The 17,483-nt window shown below is 48.5% G+C and carries 17 protein-coding genes and 1 tRNA gene; 5 read left to right on the forward strand and 13 right to left on the reverse strand.

Translation table 11 applies throughout. The features are described from left to right. Window positions 1–114: 114 nt before the first annotated feature. The gene (locus FGB90_RS12580; protein WP_138811177.1) at window positions 115–1,092 is read left to right on the forward strand and encodes an NAD-dependent epimerase/dehydratase family protein; all 978 of its coding nucleotides are present in this window, start codon (window positions 115–117) and stop codon (window positions 1,090–1,092) included. Between the two features lie 42 nt (window positions 1,093–1,134). On the opposite strand, the gene cydC is transcribed toward FGB90_RS12580, so the two are convergent. From cydC to FGB90_RS12625, 10 genes are all read right to left on the reverse strand, one after another. Beyond that, entirely contained in the window at window positions 1,135–2,850 is a 1,716-nt protein-coding gene (gene cydC / locus FGB90_RS12585; RefSeq protein ID WP_138811178.1) for a thiol reductant ABC exporter subunit CydC, read from the reverse strand. Further along, complete coding sequence (gene cydD / locus FGB90_RS12590; protein ID WP_306419238.1) at window positions 2,847–4,583, reverse strand: thiol reductant ABC exporter subunit CydD; 1,737 nt, start codon at window positions 4,581–4,583, stop codon at window positions 2,847–2,849. Before cydD ends, cydC begins: the two co-directional genes overlap by 4 nt. Window positions 4,584–5,277: 694 nt before the next feature. Next, window positions 5,278–6,192: an ABC transporter permease gene (locus tag FGB90_RS12595; protein WP_438502695.1), complete on the reverse strand. Its 915-nt coding sequence runs from the start codon at window positions 6,190–6,192 to the stop codon at window positions 5,278–5,280. Between the two features lie 28 nt (window positions 6,193–6,220). Next, window positions 6,221–7,222, reverse strand: coding sequence for an ABC transporter permease (locus FGB90_RS12600; protein ID WP_138811179.1), 1,002 nt, complete (start codon window positions 7,220–7,222; stop codon window positions 6,221–6,223). Between the two features lie 105 nt (window positions 7,223–7,327). Beyond that, the gene (locus FGB90_RS12605; RefSeq protein ID WP_138811180.1) at window positions 7,328–9,007 is read right to left on the reverse strand and encodes an ABC transporter substrate-binding protein; all 1,680 of its coding nucleotides are present in this window, start codon (window positions 9,005–9,007) and stop codon (window positions 7,328–7,330) included. A gap of 33 nt (window positions 9,008–9,040) precedes the next feature. After that, window positions 9,041–10,039, reverse strand: coding sequence for an ABC transporter ATP-binding protein (locus tag FGB90_RS12610; RefSeq protein WP_138811181.1), 999 nt, complete (start codon window positions 10,037–10,039; stop codon window positions 9,041–9,043). Continuing rightward, window positions 10,032–11,051: an ABC transporter ATP-binding protein gene (locus FGB90_RS12615; RefSeq protein ID WP_138811182.1), complete on the reverse strand. Its 1,020-nt coding sequence runs from the start codon at window positions 11,049–11,051 to the stop codon at window positions 10,032–10,034. The genes FGB90_RS12610 and FGB90_RS12615 overlap by 8 nt, the downstream gene beginning before the upstream one ends. Window positions 11,052–11,499: 448 nt before the next feature. Then, window positions 11,500–11,640 (reverse strand): hypothetical protein, encoded by a 141-nt coding sequence (locus FGB90_RS19705; RefSeq protein WP_171051807.1) that lies wholly within the window; start codon window positions 11,638–11,640, stop codon window positions 11,500–11,502. 30 nt (window positions 11,641–11,670) lie between these two features. Continuing rightward, window positions 11,671–12,039, reverse strand: a complete 369-nt coding sequence (locus FGB90_RS12620) for a KGG domain-containing protein (RefSeq protein WP_138811183.1) — start codon at window positions 12,037–12,039, stop codon at window positions 11,671–11,673. A gap of 243 nt (window positions 12,040–12,282) precedes the next feature. Beyond that, on the reverse strand, window positions 12,283–12,534 hold the full coding sequence (locus FGB90_RS12625) for a hypothetical protein (protein WP_138811184.1): 252 nt from the start codon (window positions 12,532–12,534) through the stop codon (window positions 12,283–12,285). 370 nt (window positions 12,535–12,904) lie between these two features. Here FGB90_RS12625 and FGB90_RS19970 point away from each other — a divergent pair, with 370 nt between their 5' ends. The 3 genes from FGB90_RS19970 to thrB all read left to right on the forward strand — a co-directional run bounded on the left by FGB90_RS19970 (window position 12,905) and on the right by thrB (window position 15,165). Further along, window positions 12,905–13,105, forward strand: coding sequence for a hypothetical protein (locus tag FGB90_RS19970; RefSeq protein WP_438502696.1), 201 nt, complete (start codon window positions 12,905–12,907; stop codon window positions 13,103–13,105). An 81-nt stretch (window positions 13,106–13,186) separates the two neighbouring features. Next, window positions 13,187–14,248: a threonine synthase gene (gene thrC, locus FGB90_RS12635; protein WP_138811185.1), complete on the forward strand. Its 1,062-nt coding sequence runs from the start codon at window positions 13,187–13,189 to the stop codon at window positions 14,246–14,248. Next, window positions 14,245–15,165 carry a homoserine kinase gene (thrB, locus tag FGB90_RS12640; RefSeq protein WP_138811186.1) on the forward strand — a complete coding sequence of 307 codons (921 nt, stop codon included), beginning with the start codon at window positions 14,245–14,247 and terminating at the stop codon, window positions 15,163–15,165. Before thrC ends, thrB begins: the two co-directional genes overlap by 4 nt. A gap of 351 nt (window positions 15,166–15,516) precedes the next feature. On the opposite strand, the gene FGB90_RS12645 is transcribed toward thrB, so the two are convergent. Both FGB90_RS12645 and FGB90_RS19710 read right to left on the reverse strand, forming a co-directional pair. Continuing rightward, window positions 15,517–15,592, reverse strand: a tRNA-Ala gene (locus FGB90_RS12645). 97 nt (window positions 15,593–15,689) lie between these two features. Then, window positions 15,690–15,848 (reverse strand): hypothetical protein, encoded by a 159-nt coding sequence (locus tag FGB90_RS19710; protein WP_171051808.1) that lies wholly within the window; start codon window positions 15,846–15,848, stop codon window positions 15,690–15,692. Window positions 15,849–15,946: 98 nt separating this feature from the next. Here FGB90_RS19710 and FGB90_RS12650 point away from each other — a divergent pair, with 98 nt between their 5' ends. Continuing rightward, window positions 15,947–16,963, forward strand: coding sequence for a potassium channel family protein (locus tag FGB90_RS12650; protein WP_138811187.1), 1,017 nt, complete (start codon window positions 15,947–15,949; stop codon window positions 16,961–16,963). On the opposite strand, the gene FGB90_RS12655 is transcribed toward FGB90_RS12650, so the two are convergent. Then, window positions 16,964–17,389 carry a YugN-like family protein gene (locus FGB90_RS12655; RefSeq protein WP_138811188.1) on the reverse strand — a complete coding sequence of 142 codons (426 nt, stop codon included), beginning with the start codon at window positions 17,387–17,389 and terminating at the stop codon, window positions 16,964–16,966. Window positions 17,390–17,483 lie beyond the last annotated feature (94 nt).

Raw genomic sequence — 17,483 nt, forward strand, 5'->3', positions numbered from 1 at the left:
CTTTACGAAAAAGAGCCTATTAAAAAGGAAGAGGCACCCGGGCTGTAACATTCCCTGATTCGCGCCGGTTTCATATAGATATAGAAACCTATGCTGCCTCTGGAGGAAATGATTATGAAGATCCTTGTCACAGGATGCGCCGGCTTTATCGGTGCCCATATCGTAAAACGTCTTACCGCTGACGGTCACTCTGTTACCGGTATAGACAACCTGAACAGCTACTATGATCCGGACCTTAAAAAGGCGAGGCTGGACTGGATCAGGCACCCTGATTTTCATTTTACCGAAATGAACCTTGAGGACAAAAAAGCCCTCCCCCGCTTATTTGACCGGCTTAAACCTCAGGTTGTTATTAACATGGCTGCACAGGCAGGTGTCCGTTACAGCCTGGAAGCACCTCATGCCTATATCAGGTCCAATGTAGACGGCTTTACCAACCTTCTGGAGTGCTGCCGGATGCAAAAGCCCGAACACCTGATTTATGCCTCCACAAGCTCTGTTTACGGGGCAAATAAACAGATTCCTTTTTCCACAGATGATCGTACCGACCACCCGATCAGTCTGTATGCAGCGACGAAAAAGGCAAACGAACTTCTCGCCTGGACATACAGCCACCTTTATGACATTCCGGCTTCCGGACTCCGGTTTTTCACGGTCTACGGCCCGTGGGGACGGCCGGATATGGCCCTGTTTACTTTTACAAAACGCATTCTGGAAGGAAAACCGATCGATGTGTATAACTACGGAAATATGAAGCGCGACTTTACGTATGTGGATGATATTGTGGAAAGTATTGTCCGCCTGATCCCCGAAGCTCCGGAAAGAAATGATAAAACCGGTGAACCTCCTTACGCCCTTTACAATATCGGCAGTCACAGCCCGGTAAATCTTCTGGATATGATCAGTCTACTTGAGGAAAAACTCGGTGAGAAAGCCATTAAACGCTCCCTCCCCCTGCAGCCCGGTGATATGGTGGAAACATACGCAGATGTAACGCCTCTTATGAAAAAAACAGGATTTAAACCTTCCGTTCCTCTTAAGGAAGGCATCAGCCGTTTTGTGGACTGGTACCGGGACTTTTACAGCGTATAAGGAAACCGGCACAGCGGGTAACCGCCATGCCGGCTTTTTTTGTTACATCATGACATCCTTTTCGATCTTCTTCATCCGGTAAAAATAGCCCTTCCGCTCCATCAGTTCCTCATAAGTTCCTGCTTCGACAGCAGTACCGGCATCCATGACGATGATCTGGTCCATTTTCTCCAGCCCTTTGAGCCTGTGACTGATCAGGATCAGAGTATCCCCATCAGCCCTTTCGGCCAGTGCTTCAAAAACTTCAGCTTCCGTTACCGCATCCAGAGAAGAGGAAGGTTCATCCAGCACCCAGACAGGTGCGTCTTTCAGCATAGCTCTTGCAATGGCAAGGCGCTGTTTTTCTCCCCCGCTCAGGTTTGCTCCTTTTTCGATAATCCTGTCCGTCAGGTTGAGACTCTCAAGGCCTGCATCTATGAGCACCGTTTTAAGATCCTTTTCCGAAGCATTTTCACCTGCGATTCGAAGATTTTCTTCTACGGTTCCGTAAAAGAAATGGTTTTCCTGAAGGACAGTGTTCGTCTTTTCCCAGATCTCCTCCTGGGTGAGGCTCGTTACAGGTGCTCCACCCAGTCGGATCTCTCCGGCCTCAGGGAGATGGGATTTCAGCAGAAGCTGCATCACGGTTGATTTTCCCGAACCGCTTGGCCCGACAATGGCCGTTTTCGTGCCTTCTGGAATCGTCAGACTCACATTTTTAAGAGCCGGCCGCGTTTCCCCTGGATAAGTGTAGGAGACAGAAGCAAACCGGACGGAAAATGGGCCCTCCTTCAGCGCTGATCCTTTTTCAGGGTCAGGGACTTTTTCCGTGTCATCCAGGACTTCCTCCAGTCTTCCTGCGGCCACCCGGCTTCCTTCATAATGTGAAGGAAACGAAGCCATCGGAGCTGAATTTTCAAAAACGGTGAGGGAAATCATGACGAGCATGGCAAGAAACAGCCCGTTAAAATCCCCAATTGATGCAAAATAGGCACCGGCTGCCAGTACCGACCACGTAAACCAGAGCCCCGCCGCCGTATTAACAGCCTCACTGAACTGCCGCTGTCCGGTTTCTTTTTCCTGCTCACCGATATACTGCTCCGACTGTGCCGTAAGCTGTTTCTTCTGATCTTCCAGTTTCCGGTTCATCTTCAGGTCACGGAAGCCGAAAAGCAGTTCAGCCGTTTCCGTCGCCAGCCTCCCCCTCTTTTCACGGACTCCGCGTTTTAACCTGCGTTCTCTCCAGGCAAAAAAGGCCGGAATTACAAAGCCCGTAACAATAAGTCCGGCCAGAAGGAGGAGCGCGATGTAAAACGAGAAAAACAGGGTGAAAAAAATGGTACTGAAAAATACGAGAAGCATGACAAGTGGGGGATAAAAGACCCGCAGGAAGAAGAACTGCAGATGCTCCACATCCCCGACAATCCGGGATAAAAGATCGCCTGAACGGTGACGCTGAAAAATCCCCGGGGCCAGCGGCTCCAGTTTTCTGAAAAAGTAAACCCTCATGCCGCTCAGCATGTTAAACGTGGCAAGGTGGGAATAGTACCGCTCCGCGTACCTGCTTCCGGCACGGGCGATCGAAATAAACTTCAGAAAGGCAATCGTAAATGTCAGTGTGTAAAGAGGCGGGACAAGAGCCGCTTTTGAAACGAGATAACCGCTGGCTGCAAAGAGCGCAACCGCCGCAGCCGCTGCTGTAAAACCAAACAGAAGCGACAGCAGAATTCCTTTCCGCTCCGCAGCAGTAAGCCTGATTACCGTTGCCAGCTCCTTCATTCGTTTTCACCTCCGTGATGGGCGTGTACCATTCTCCTGTAGTCGGCTGAAGTTTCAAGCAGTTCACGGTGACTGCCGCCTGCAGCAATCCTTCCGTCCTTCATCAATAAAATCGTATCTGCCTCCTGAATAGTGTGGAGGCGGTGCGCAACCGTAATCACCGTTGATTCTTTTTCCAGTTCCTTGAGAGAAGCCTGAAGAATCTGTTCTGTCTCAAGATCGAGCCCTACTGTCGGCTCATCAAACAGAAGAACCGATGGACGCTGGAGGAAAATCCGAGCAAGTGCAACCCGCTGCTTTTCCCCGCCGGACAGACCCCGTCCGCCTTCTCCTACTTGTGTGTCATACCCGTTTTCAAGAGAAGCAGCTACCGGACCGAGGCCGGCTTTTTCCGCTGCTGCTCTGATTTGCCCGCGATTCACATTGTTATCGCAGCCGAGAGCTATATTTTCTGCCACTGTCCCGGAAAAAAGATACGGATGCTGGGAAAGGTACCCTGTGTGGCGGAACCAGGAGTCCTCTGTCATTTCCCTGCGGTCTCTCCCGTTTACAGAGACTGTTCCCCCGTCAGGGGCCAGAAGACCGGCAGCGATGTGAAGGAGCGTTGTTTTCCCGGAGCCGCTCGGTCCTGCAATAGCCACATTCGCTCCGGAAGGTATATGAATGCTTACATCCTCCAGTGCAAACCGGTCACCGCCATAGGAAAAAGAAACGTTCTTAAGAGCGATTTCAGGTGATTTCCCGCCAGTTGTCATTTCCGCCTGGCCCCAGCTCACTTCCTTTGTTTCCCGGTTCAGTTCTTCCTCGATCCGTTTGGCTGCAGCCGCACTTCCCCGACCGGAATGAAAGGCGGTACCGAGGTTTTTCAGAAGGTTAAAGAATTCAGGTGCAAGAATCAGCACCATAAAAGCAGTAAAAAAGGAGATGCTCTGATAAATGACAAGCCTCAGTCCCACTTCAACAGCAATGAGAGCAACACTGAGCATGGAGATAAACTCAAGCATCAGAGCAGACAGGAAGGCCACTTTCAGTACATTCATCGTGGCATCCCTGAAATTAAGACTGGCGTCCTCGATGACCTGCTCCTGTTTTTCAGCCTGACCAAACAGCTTCAGGGTGGCAAGTCCCTGCAGGCTGTCAAGAAAACGCCCGGAAAACGCAGTAAGCTTTTCGACCTGCTCGTCCTGCTTTTTCTGAGTCATTTTCCCGATCAGAATCATGCAGAACGGGATAAATGGAGCCGTAACAAGCAGAATCAGACCGGAATAGGGATTAATGATAAAAATGGCTGCAAGGATCATCAGCGGGACAACATACGTAATCGCCAGCTGGGGGATGTAGTGACTGTAAAAGGCGTCAATCTCATCCACCCCATCCATGAGTACACTCACTTTTTCCCCGGACTGTCCCTGGGATGCTGCCTGCATGGAGTTACCGGTAAATCTATTGACCAGCTTTTCCCGGAACTGCTGTTTTACTGAAGATGCCATCTTCAGGCCGGTCCGGTTCGTCAGGTGGAAAACTGCTGTTCTCAGTGTAAAAACCACAAGAAGCCCGGCGAGCATAGGAACCGCCCACTGAAATGTGCGGTCCTGCAGGAACACGCCGTCCACAATCGTTACGATCAGCCACGCCTGGCCAATAATTAAACCTCCGTAAAGAAAAGCCAGCATGTATAAGAGGCGCATGTCCCGTTTCCGGGTAAATGCGAGCCGTTTAAGTTCTTTCATCATATCGTTTCCACTCCTAAAAGGATGGTTGTTCCTGGAAATTCAGAGTATCAGAAGTTTGAATGTGAAAAAATTCACATACATAGCGGTTAATATGCTGTCTATTGGTATTATAAACGATTTGATGTGTTTTTTCATGTGTTGTGCACAGCGGTTATGCAGGGTGTGGGAGGAGTGCAGTTTCGGAGCCGATCAATAGTGGGGTGTTGAAGAAAGGGATGTGACTGGGGTGTGACTGGGGTGTGACTGGGTTTGATTGAGCTCGGCTGCAGGCGGACGCTTTCCGCGGGCATTGCTTCACCCTTCCCTGGAGGATCGCCTGCGCGGGGGTCTTCAGTCGATGCTGTTACAGCTGGAGCCGCCGCCTTTCACTTCATTTTTCAGGGTTATGATATGCCTTCAGCCGAGCCGTATCATTTCTCCTCTTTTCATCTGCGTTTTAATACGATTTCACCCGAGTCGTATCACTTCGCCCCTTTTCATCTGCGTTTTAATACGATTTCACCCATGTCGTATCACTTCGCCTCTTTTCATCTGCGTTTTAATACGATTTCACCCATGTCGTATCACTTCTCATCCTGCCGTCTGCTTTTTAATACGACTCACTCGCTGCGCACCATTCCTTTATTTTTATTTAACCCGCAGAACAACGTGAAAAACCGGCCCTCATCAGGACCGGTTCTTCATCTGTAATACCCTAACTCTTCATTTTAGGATCCAGTGCGTCACGCAGACCGTCACCGATCATGTTAAAGCCTAAAACAACCAGCATGATTGACAGTCCGGGAAACAGTACCGTCCAGGGAGCACTCTGGATGTACTGTCTTGAGTCAGACAGCATCCGGCCCCACTCCGGTGTTGGTGCCTGGGCCCCAAGCCCGAGGAATCCGAGGGCTGCTGCTTCAAGGATTGCAACACCAAAACCAAGTGTTGCCTGAACAATAATCGGTGCCGTACTGTTTGGCAGAACATGATGAATAAGGATGCGGCTGCTTTTCATCCCCTGTGCTTTCGCAGCAAGAATATACTCCTCCTGCCGGATTGAAATTACCTTCGATCGAACCAGTCGTCCAAAAATAGGTATATTAATGATGGCAATGGCGATCAGGGCGTTCTGCAGTGAAGGGCCAAGCATGGCCACGATGGCGATGGCAAGAAGGATACTCGGAAACGCCAGCATGATATCAAAAACCCGGGAAATAAGCATATCCACCCATCGTCCATAATAACCTGCCACAATTCCTAGAAGAGAGCCGAAAAACATTGCTCCAGTTACGGCAAAGAATCCAACAATCAGGGAAATCTGTGCGCCGTATACAATGCGCGTGAAAATATCACGGCCCGAATAATCTGTGCCGAACCAGTAATCCGATGATGGCCCTGTCAGCCGGTCAGCTGCATTCATGCCGCTAACAGTGTGCGTGGTAATAAACGGAGCCAGAGCAGCTATCAGGATGAAAAAGAGAACAATGCAGAGCCCGACAATAGCCAGCTTATTTTTGCGGAGCTGCCAGTAGGCTTCTTTCCAGGGTGAAATGGATTCCACCTTTTTTTGAGGCTTCTCAGGCCCCTGCATCGGCTGTTTCGTTTCCTGTTTTTTTACGGTTTCCATGACGATTTCCTCCCCTCAATTCCTGTGTCTAGTATTTGATCCGCGGATCAATGTAGCTGTAGAGGAGATCGACAACCAGATTGATCAGAACGAACATTGTTGCAATCACAAGGATTCCGGACTGGATAACCGGGTAGTCACGGTTGCCGATGGCTTCATAAACATATCGTCCAATCCCCGGCCAGCTGAAAATTGTTTCCGTCAGAAGTGCACCTCCGAGAAGGGTTCCTGTCTGAAGGCCAACAACCGTCAGTACCGGAATGACCGCATTTTTAAATCCGTGACGGTAAATAACCGTAAACGTTTTTGAACCTTTTGCTTCCACTGTGCGCATATAGTCCTGTCTTAAAACTTCAAGCATGCTCGAGCGGGTCATCCGGGCGATAATCGCCATCGGAATCGTTCCAAGGGCAATCCCCGGAAGGATAAGGTGTTTGAAACTGGTCCACCACTGGTCAAACCTGCCGTTTATAATGGTGTCAATTAGATAGAAGTAGGTGGTCGTTTCGACGGGATCCCGCGGATTGGCACGTCCGAAAGCCGGAAGCCAGCCGAGCTCCTGGGCAAACACCCACTGCTGCATCAGACCGAGCCAGAAAATAGGCATCGACACCCCCACAAGGGCAATGATCATAGCAGTATAGTCAAACATGGAATTCTGTCTCCATGCGCTGATAATCCCTGCGTTTACTCCGACAATAACAGCGAAGATGAGTGCAAAAATAGTCAGTTCTATTGTTGCGGCAAGATACGGCAGAATTTCCGTGGAAATTTCCCCTCTTGTACGAAGAGAGGTCCCCAGGTCTCCCTGCAGAATACCTGCAACATAGTTTCCATACTGAACAAAGTAAGGTTCGTTAAGACCAAGCTGCTCTTCCAGGCTTGCTATTGCCTGAGGGCTTGCCTGTTCCCCAAGAATAACCTGAGCCGGATTTCCTGGAATAAGATGGATAATGGAAAAGGTAATCAAGGACATCCCGATCAGGACGGGGATGAGCATAAGCAGTCTACGTATTGTATAAGCAAGCATTGCGTTCACCTCAGGTTTCCATTCAGCGTATGTACAACCGGTTAAAAGAGCAGTGAAGCGGCTCCATCCAGGGAGCCGCCCCCTGTCTCATTTAATTCATTCTGCTTATTCTGTAAGTTCCACCTCATGGAGGGACTCACTTGTGGATGGATGCGGCACATAGTTCTGAACACGCTCGTTTCCGGCAAGTACAGGGATTGAGTGTACAAGCGGAATCATCGGAGCATCTTCGTGCACAACCTGCGCTGCTTCCTTGTAAATCTCATCGCGCTCATCTTCATCAACGCTCACTTTACCACGGTTAAACAGCTCATCTGCTTCCTCACTGCGGTAGAACGTACGGTTACCGCCAGGGATAGCATCACCATGAAGAAGGTTGCCGTAGAAGTAGTCAGGGTCACCATTCGTACCGGACCAGCCAAGCATGAATACATCCTGCTCCCCCTGCTCGGTACGCTCGAGGTACGTTGCCCACTCTTCTGTATGAATGTTCGCAGTTACTCCAATGGCATTAAAGTTTTCCTGAAGCACTTCCGCTGCACGCTGCGGATCCGGCATGTAAGGACGGGCTACAGGCATCGTCCAAAGATCGAACTCGAGACCGTCTGCGTAACCTGCTTCCTCAAGAAGCTCCATTGCACGATCCGGATCGTATGCGTACTCTTCCACGTTGTCGTTATACCCGAGATAGTCCGGCGGAATGATGTTCTTAGCCGGCTCTGCAAGTCCTGCAAACAGAGTCATAATCAGTGTTTCTTTATCAACTGCGTGATTCAGAGCCTGACGGACAAGCACATCATCAAACGGCTCTTTGTCCATATTGAATCCGAGGTACCCGATATTATTTGTCGCACGTTCGAAAACAGTCAGGCCGTCTTCTCCTTCAATGGCATCCACATCATCCGGGTTCAGTCCGTCCATGATGTCAATTTCCCCTGAACGGAGAGCAGTAAGACGGGCAGAGTTATCCGGGATCACCTGGAAGATAACAGAGTCCAGCTTCGGATAGCCTTCCTGCCAGTAGTCTTCATTCTTCTCAAGAACGATCTGATCGTCACGGGACCAGCTTACAAATTTAAATGGTCCTGTACCTACAGGGTTTTCGTTAATCGCACTGCCGTGCTCTTCAAATGCTGCAGGAGACGTAATGGCGAAGTAGCTCATCCCCATGTTCTGGATAAAGGAACCAAGCTGCTCGTTGAGTACAAACTCAACTTCATAGTCATCAATCACGTTAATTTCGTCGATGACGTGACCATCATCCCCCTGGAAACCACCGAACTGTGTACCGTATACACTGTATGTGTAACCGTCATCGATAAACGCATACTCGTGATCCGGATCTGCCCAGCGTTCGAAGTTCAGTTTTACGGCATCGGCGTTAAAATCCGTACCGTCATGGAACGTTACACCTTCTTCCAGGTAGAACGTATACGTGAGACCGTCATCAGATACGTCCCAGTCATGGGCAAGCCCAGGTCCGATTTCAAAGGAATCGGCATCAAACTCGAGAAGAGACTCGTAAATCTGTTTCGTTACACGGGAAGACTCCCCGTCTGTAACACTCGCATAGTCGAGACTGACAGAGTCACCACCACGGGCAAAAATCAGAGTCTGATCCTCAGCCAGGTCCCCGTTGGCGTCATCACCGCCGTTTTCTTCTGTGTCTTCCCCATTTTCTCCTGTGTCCTCATCGCCTGCAGTTTCATCATCCCCGCCGCAAGCAGCAAGAGACGCCACCATGGCTACAGAAAGAGGCCACATCCAAAGACTCTTCTTGCGCATCTTGTTTCCCCCTTAAATTAATAGTGTAAAAGCTTATTTAATCTGTGACCGGTCCTTCACGTCATCGTCGTAAAGATGACAGGCCACAAAATGGTTAACTGATTTTTCGGTAAATTCAGGCCGGACCTGTTTACAGATATCCATTGCTTCAGGACATCTCGTATGAAAAGCACATCCTGACGGCGGATTCGACGGACTCGGTACGTCCCCTTCCAGAATCACCCGTTCTGTAATCTTGTCCGGATCAGGATCCGGTACAGCAGAAAGGAGCGATCTCGTGTACGGATGCATTGGATTTTCATATAACTCTTCGTTATCGGCCAGTTCCACCATTCTTCCAAGGTACATGACCCCGACCCTGTCGCTTATATGGCGCACGACACTTAAGTCGTGGGCAATAAACACATAAGTAAGGCCGAACTCTTCCTGAAGATCCTCCATCAGATTAAGAATCTGCGACTGAATCGATACATCCAGTGCCGAAACCGGCTCGTCACATACAATGAGCTTCGGATTTACGATCAATGCCCGGGCTATGCCGATCCGCTGCCGCTGTCCCCCGCTGAACTGGTGCGGATAACGCTGGGCAGCCTCACCTGGAAGGCCCACGATTTCGAGAATACGCTCCACCTTTTCACGTCTTTCCTTTTTGGAGCCAATGCCATGAACAAGAAGTGGTTCCCCGAGAATCTTCTCAATTTTATGACGGGGATTGAGAGAGGCATAGGGATCCTGGAAAATGATCTGCATATCCCTTCTCATCTTCCGCATTTCCTCGTCACTAAGGCTGATAATATCCTTCCCGGCAAACTTCACTTCACCTTCTGTAGGCTCTGTGAGTCTGAGAAGTGCTTTTCCGGTGGTGGATTTACCGCAGCCGGACTCTCCGACTATACCAAGTACCTCTTTCTCGTAAACAGTAAATGACACATCATCAACGGCTTTCACTTCCCCGACTTTCTTTGAAAAGACACCGCCTGTAACGTCGAAATATTTTTTCAGTCCTTTTACTTCGAGTAACGGTTTAGACATGGGATACCTCCGCTTCTTTGCTGTCATAGAGGAAGCAGCGGCACGCATGGCCTTCCTTCATCTCAATCAGCTCCGGATTTTCCTGGTAACACCGGTCAAAAACTGCCGGGCACCTGGCAGCGAACCGGCAGCCGTTTTTTATGGAGCCCGGCTTGGGCACATTTCCCGGTATGGAATAGAGACGGGATTCCCGTTTCCCCATTTTCGGAAGAGAGCGGATCAGCCCCTGTGTATAAGGGTGCTTAGGGGATTTAAGTATCGTTCTGACATCACCCTGTTCCACCACTTTTCCCGCATACATGACGACGACACGGTCGCACATCTCAGCGACGACACCAAGGTCGTGCGTAATCATCATAATGGCGGTTCCTTTTTCCCGGTTCAGCTTTTTCATCAGTTCGAGGATCTGGGCCTGAATGGTAACATCAAGCGCTGTTGTCGGCTCGTCCGCAATCAGAACCTCCGGGTCGCAGGCCATGGCAATGGCGATCATCACCCTCTGACGCATTCCTCCCGAGAGCTGATGGGGGTATTCATCCACAATTTCCTCTGCCCGGGGAATTCCCACCAGTTTCAGCATATCAATGGCAATCTGGCGGCCTTCTTTCTTTGAAACAGCCCGGTGATTCCTGACACCCTCGATAATCTGATAACCAATCTTATAGAGCGGGTCCAGGGAGGTCATCGGTTCCTGGAAGATCATCGCAATCTGATTGCCGCGTATCTGCCGCATCCGTTTTTTACTTACTTTAACGAGGTTTTCTTCTTTCTCCCCTTCATCCTGCTGGGGCCTGAACAGAATTTCCCCGCCAACAATTTTTCCGGGCGGTTTTGGAATAAGTCCCATCACCGACAGTGAGGTAACACTTTTTCCGCATCCCGATTCGCCCACTACCCCCAGGACTTCTCCGCTGTGAATTTCAAAACTGACGTTATCTACAGCCGGAACTTCCCCGCGGTCTGTAAAGAAATGTGTCTGCAGCTGGTTGACTTCAAGAACTGGCTTTTTCATCTGACTCCTCCATTGTCTCTGTATGAGGGAACAAGGTGCCTGTCGCACCATTCAGTAACTATGTAAGTAGGAAATACAGACTCTTTTATTTATGGTTAATGGAAGAATACTATATTTAAAAAAATAAATCAACGGAATTATAGTAATTTTGCTACAATTCAGTAATTACAAAGTACCAGATCACCTGCGTTAATCCCGGTACTTTTATTGGTATTTATTCTCAGATAATTGCCGGCAATACAAAATAAGGCCTTTAGTCCCGATACGTACCGGCCTGTAATTGAAGGAGTCCGGAGGTCATTTGACTTATTTCTTAAAAAAGAATATTTGAATAGTAATCTCATACCAGACCTCACGTCCGGGTCCAAATTATTCCATTAAATGTTTAACTGAGGCAGCCGCCTTTTACAAAAAAATTAACCCGGCCGCACCGGCCGGGTATCCACTATTATTCGTTATCATCGGGATCTTCTTCTTTTCCCCTTTTATTCTGCGTTGTCTCACGCTGAGGTTCGAGATCCTGATCTTTGCTTTTTTCCTTTTTTCTTTGTTCGGGGGAGTCTTCCGTATCTTTAGTGTATTTCGCCATACTCTCCACCTCTTTCAGAGACAGGTAATATTAATTTCTGCTGTTTGTATACTGGTTGCCTGAGTTTTTTCCGCCTTTTTGGCCGATTTCCTGATAAAACTCTTTATCTTTGTTTCTGCTCGTCTGTTCGCCGCCTTTTCGACCGGCTTCTTCACGGCTCATTGTTCCATTTGAGCTGCTGTTCTGGCTGCTTGTACTGTTACTGCTGGAGTTACTGCTGTTTGAGCTGGAACTGTTAGTATATTGATTTCCTGAAGAGTTTCTTCCGCCTTTTTTGCCAATCTCTGCAAAGTGTTCACTATCATGCTGTCTGGCGTTTTCTTCGCCGCCTTTTTTTGCAGCTTCCTCACGACTCATTTTTTCGTTTGAGTTGTTTTGGCTGGATTGGTTTTGTGCCATCTGAAATCTCCTCCTTGAAATTAATATTTAAGAAAATCACCTTAGCTTTTTAAGGCTTATGGTAATCTCTTTTGCCAGGACGGCCCCCTGATTAAACCTTTCTTTTACTTATATTTCATTTCAGGCATTGCTGCCTACTACGTTCTCAGTATCATAGAAAAATCACGGCCGGATTCGGGCAAAAAAAAGACGCAGCTTCCGTCTGGAATCGGAAACTGCGTCGATAATACCTGCTTTAGAGCGTTATCCGTATTTTTTCTCAAGGATATTTTGGGCTTTCTCTCTTAAAAATTCATCGAATTCCTCAGGGTCGTCTACTTTTTGAGCAAGGAGTGTTCTGGCAGTGTTAATATAATTGTCTCCTCTTCGTTCAATAGTTACAGCAAAAGAGGTGGCTTTGCTGCCGGAGCACTCAAATACCACTGTCCCTTTCTCGGGAGAAATCATATTACTTGAGGTTTCTTCGACCTTCATGTCCCCATAATGATACAGCACATTATACCCTCCTTTGAAAGTTAATGATTACCTTTACCATTGCAGGCCTCTGTATTTGTGCACCCTGCAGTGATAAAGCATCTATTACTCCATTATCCTTTTTAAATAAAATAAATCATGCTTTCTATAGTACCTTCTTCCTTTCTGATCCGGAGGCAGTAAAAAAACAATAGTGGCTGTGGGGCACCGGCAAGCGTAAACACCTGTTCTTTTGTTGCCATTTAAGAAAAAAGAAGAAGAAACAGGGTTGTAAAGGAGCTGATCCCCCTCTATAATGACCTCTATACAAAGACAATTGTACTCTCAAAACGGACACAACAGTCATTGGAAGCGTAAAGATCATGAAGCATGTACTGCTGAAGAATTTCAATTGTACGCAGTTTACAGACGTACCCGGCATCCGATAATATCACAAAAAATGATGGTCATTCTTAACCGGACAACAAACTATATTTTAACGAAGATGACGAAAGAAGGAAGAGACTACTATGCAGTCCTGAAAGAGTCTTTGGATCCAGGCTATGACGAACAGCGATCCGCCAGCACACCGAGTATCCGGGCAAAACTTTGATGCTGTATTAAAATCGTTGGCTGAATATGATGGAGTCGATCACGTGAATAGCAGCTTACAGGGTTGAAGGAGGACAATAACATGTACTGGAAAGGACTGCTTCACCATTATCGAGATTTACTGCCTATTAATGAAAACACACCATCGTTATCTTTAAATGAGGGGAACACTCCCCTGGTTCCACTAACCAATCTGTCTAAGCAGTGGGGAGTGGAACTTTATGCCAAGTGCGAAGGCGCTAATCCAACAGGGTCATTTAAAGACCGGGGGATGGTCATGGCAGTGGCTAAAGCAAAGGAAGAAGGCTATGAAGCTGTTATCTGTGCTTCCACCGGTAATACTTCCGCTGCAGCTGCAGCATATGCTGCCCGTGCGAAAATGCGGTGTATTATTCTGATCCCCGACGGAAAAGTAGCTATGGGAAAACTCGCTCAGGCTGTCATGTACGGGGCTGAAATTTTTACGATAGAAGGAAACTTCGATGAAGCCCTTAAGATGGTTCAGAGCATAAGCAGAAAAGCTCCGATATCTCTCGTTAACTCTGTAAACCCTCACCGCATTGAGGGCCAGAAGACAGCTGCTTTTGAAGTGTGCGAACAGCTTGGTTCAGCACCCGGTGTTCTGGCAATTCCTGTCGGCAATGCCGGGAATATTACAGCCTACTGGAAAGGGTTTAAAGAGTATCACCAGACTCACCGGTCAGGACTCCCCCGTATGCACGGCTTCGAAGCGGAAGGCGCTGCCGCCATTGTAAGGGGCCGGGCCATCGAAAATCCGGAAACGATCGCGACAGCCATCCGCATCGGAAACCCGGCAAGCTGGGAACATGCAGTAAATGCCGCTCAGGAATCAGGAGGGGCAATCGACGAGGTAACAGATCGTGACATTCTGTCAGCATATAAGCAACTTGCAAGGGAAGAGGGCGTCTTTTGCGAACCTGCATCTGCAGCATCCCTTGCAGGAGTAAGAAAGCAGGTTGAATCAGGAAAGATTGAAAAAGGAACCAGGGTTGTTGCCGTGCTTACGGGCAACGGCTTAAAAGACCCGAATTGTGCCATCGAAAGCTCATTATTTAAAGCAGACGTCCTCCCGAATAATGAAGAAGCCATCTTTGATCTGATCAAGGAGCGTGTCAAACAATGAGCCGGGACGAGATGATCACGATCACCGTTCCCGGCAGTACAGCCAACCTCGGTCCCGGCTTCGACAGCGTAGGGATGGCTGTGAATCGTTATCTCACCCTCACGGCTTCCTCTGGTGAACAGTGGTCCTTTCAATCCAGTTCACCCTGCCTGTCGGACCTGCCCGAAGGAGAGGATAATCTTATCTGCAAAGTGGCTTCACAGGTAGCAGAAGGTGCAGATCGCAAACTCCCCCCATGCCGGGTTGAGCTTGCAAGTGATATTCCCATGGCCCGGGGACTTGGGAGCAGCGCTGCGGCCATTGTCGCAGGAATTGAACTTGCAGATGAACTCCTTGCTCTGAACCTGCCCGCCAAGGAAAAAGTAAGGATCGCAAGCTGTTACGAGGGACACCCGGATAATGTGGCGGCTTCTGTTTACGGAGGGCTTGTAATAGGAACTCACAGTGACAAACAGACGGATGTGCTGTCCGGTATATATCCCGAAGTTGAGATCGTTGCTGTTGTACCAGATTATGAGCTCAAGACCTCTTCTTCAAGAAGCCTGCTCCCGGAGAACCTTCCCTTTGGGGAGGCGGTGAAAGCGAGCAGTGTCGGTAACGTACTTGTGGCTGCTCTTATGCAGAACCGCTGGGATGTTGCCGGTAAAATGATGCAGCAGGACCTGTTCCATCAGCCATATCGTTCTGCCCTCGTTCCGGAGCTGGAGAAAGTTATCACACTCACGGCTTCAATGAACGTATACGGAGTGGCCTTGAGCGGAGCCGGACCGATTGTGATGGTATATGTACCTAAGGGCTCTGGAAGCTTTGTAAGGAGAAAGCTGGCATCTTCATTCAGGAATTGTGACGTCCAGCATCTTAAGCCGGACCGGAAAGGATCACAGGTAAAAAAGAGTTCCATTAAAGCAATTATGTAAGAACAAAAGCGCTGATGCGCTCCTATAAAACAGCTTCGCTGGAGTCGCTGCCTAGAGAACTGTGCATCTTTGACTCCAGTTAATTTCCTATATGCAGTATAAAGCTGCCCAAAAGTTATTTTTGGGCAGCTTTTTTTGATCTCTTTTTGTATGCAGCAGGGCAGGAGGATATTTTCCGTGTTGTGTATTGTAAGCCGGGGATTTTTAAATAAAGCGGGTATAACACCTCAGCTGCAGCAGGAGCATCAGCCGGAACACCAGCGATATAAGTGGCCGCAACAATCCTTATGAATTAAAAAACGACGCAATTCCTGGTTAAAACCAGAAACTGCGTCGTTAATCACATATGTATGGTGGAGCATAGCGGGCTCGAACCGCTGACCTCTTCGCTGCCAGCGAAGCGCTCTCCCAGCTGAGCTAATGCCCCATTTCCTTTCGACATAATGAATTATATCCGATTGGCGACCCTGAATCAAGCACTTTTTAATAGTCGGACAATTCTGTCTCCCGGAGCCTCTTCAAATCTAAAAGATAACAAACAGGATATACCATACAACTCCTGCAATAATGCCGGCTATTGCTCCGGCGAGTATGTTTTCCTTTATAAACTTTTTATGTTTAATCGCGTCAAAAATCACCCACCCGATAAACATCGTGATTGCAAATATAACCGCCTGCGCCATCTCATTCCCCCCTCGAAACCTTATAATAACAAAATCATGAATGATTCGCACTTGATTTCGTCAATAATGGAGAGAGCATATTCCCGGGGGGTGAAGATTTGTTCAGGCTTTCAGTATTGACTCGTACAGCATCAAGCCACCTCAGCACGCTTGTTAAGCTGCTGACACTTTTATTTGCCATTGTCCTGTTGTTCGGGACGATCATCCATTTTCTCGAACCCGCTGTGTTTCCGGATTTATTCGACGGAGTCTGGTGGGCGATTGTGACTGTCTCCACTGTTGGTTACGGTGACTATGTCCCTGAATCGCTCATCGGCAGAATTATCGGGGTCGGTCTGATATTGACAGGGGTAGGTACGTTTTCTTTTTACCTTGGCAACGTCGCCTCCTCTGCAGTGAGCACGAGAGATGATATTGAAACTGGTAAATGGTCCTTCCGGCAGTCCGGCCACATCCTTGTCGTGGGATGGAACGAACGGTCACGTCTTCTTCTGGATATGATTCACAGACATAATGCAGACCAGCATGTAGTCCTGATCGACGATTCCCTTGAAAGGAAACCGCAGTCCATGAACTGGCTCCATTTCGTCAGAGGATCCGCAAGTCATGACCAGATCCTTCAGAAGGCCAACGTTTCCAAAGCCCATACAGCGATCATAACGGCAGATTCCCACGTGGATGAAAGCACAGCGGACATTAAAACAGTGCTCTCCATCCTTGCCATTAAATCAGTCAATCCCGATATATACACAATCGCCGAAATAGTAACCGAGGCACAGGTGAAAAATGCGAGACGGGCCGGTGCTGATGAACTTGTCCAAAGTTCCCTTATGCTCAGCTCTCTTATGAATAATGGACCCGAATCACACGGAGTGAGCCGCCTCATGCTCACACTGCTGAAAAAAGACACAAAAAATATCATGCAGATGAAAGCGCTGCCGGAGGAGTGCATCGGTCTCACCTACGGACAGCTGATCGAAGACTGGAGATTCGACGGTGAACACCTTCTCGGCATATGGAGAGATGACACTGCTGAACTCCTTCCGCCTGATGATTATAAACTTCAGGAAGAGGACCATCTCGTCGTTCTGTTAAAAAAAAGCGGATCCGGTTAACTACCGGTCCCGCTTATACACATGAGCATCGTGCAGAATGACCTGCTCAAGTTCCTTTACGTATTCTTTTCCTGTCCGGATCCACTCTTCCGGAAAATGCGCGTCCTTATCCACCGGTTCGGAAAACTGGTTTGTAAGCGGGTTCGGATCCTGCACCCCGTCATCCAGGCCCCGCTGATACTTATGTGATAAAAGGAAGGGCCTTCCAAGCTGTACTTCTGCATCCTTTCTGTCCAATTCCCCGTCATATGCGGTAAAAGGCAGCCTCAGACAAAGGTAGCTCTCCTTATCGTCCATCATATAATCAAAGTAGCCGTGATCATACTCCCACCCGCCACCTACCACGTAACCGAGAGGTTTTATTTTATCTTCAAGATCATCCATGGCAATTTTATGGCCCTCAAGTGGTGATTCAATGTCAATCATGTCCTGCACCTCCACAGTGTTCCTTGCCTATAGCATGCCCGAACCGGTTTGACGCATACAAAAAGCCTGACTGAATAAGGCATCCATTCAGTCA

Origin of the sequence: Alteribacter natronophilus (genome assembly GCF_006007885.1) — a bacterium.
GTDB lineage: Bacteria > Bacillota > Bacilli > Bacillales > Salisediminibacteriaceae > Alteribacter > Alteribacter natronophilus.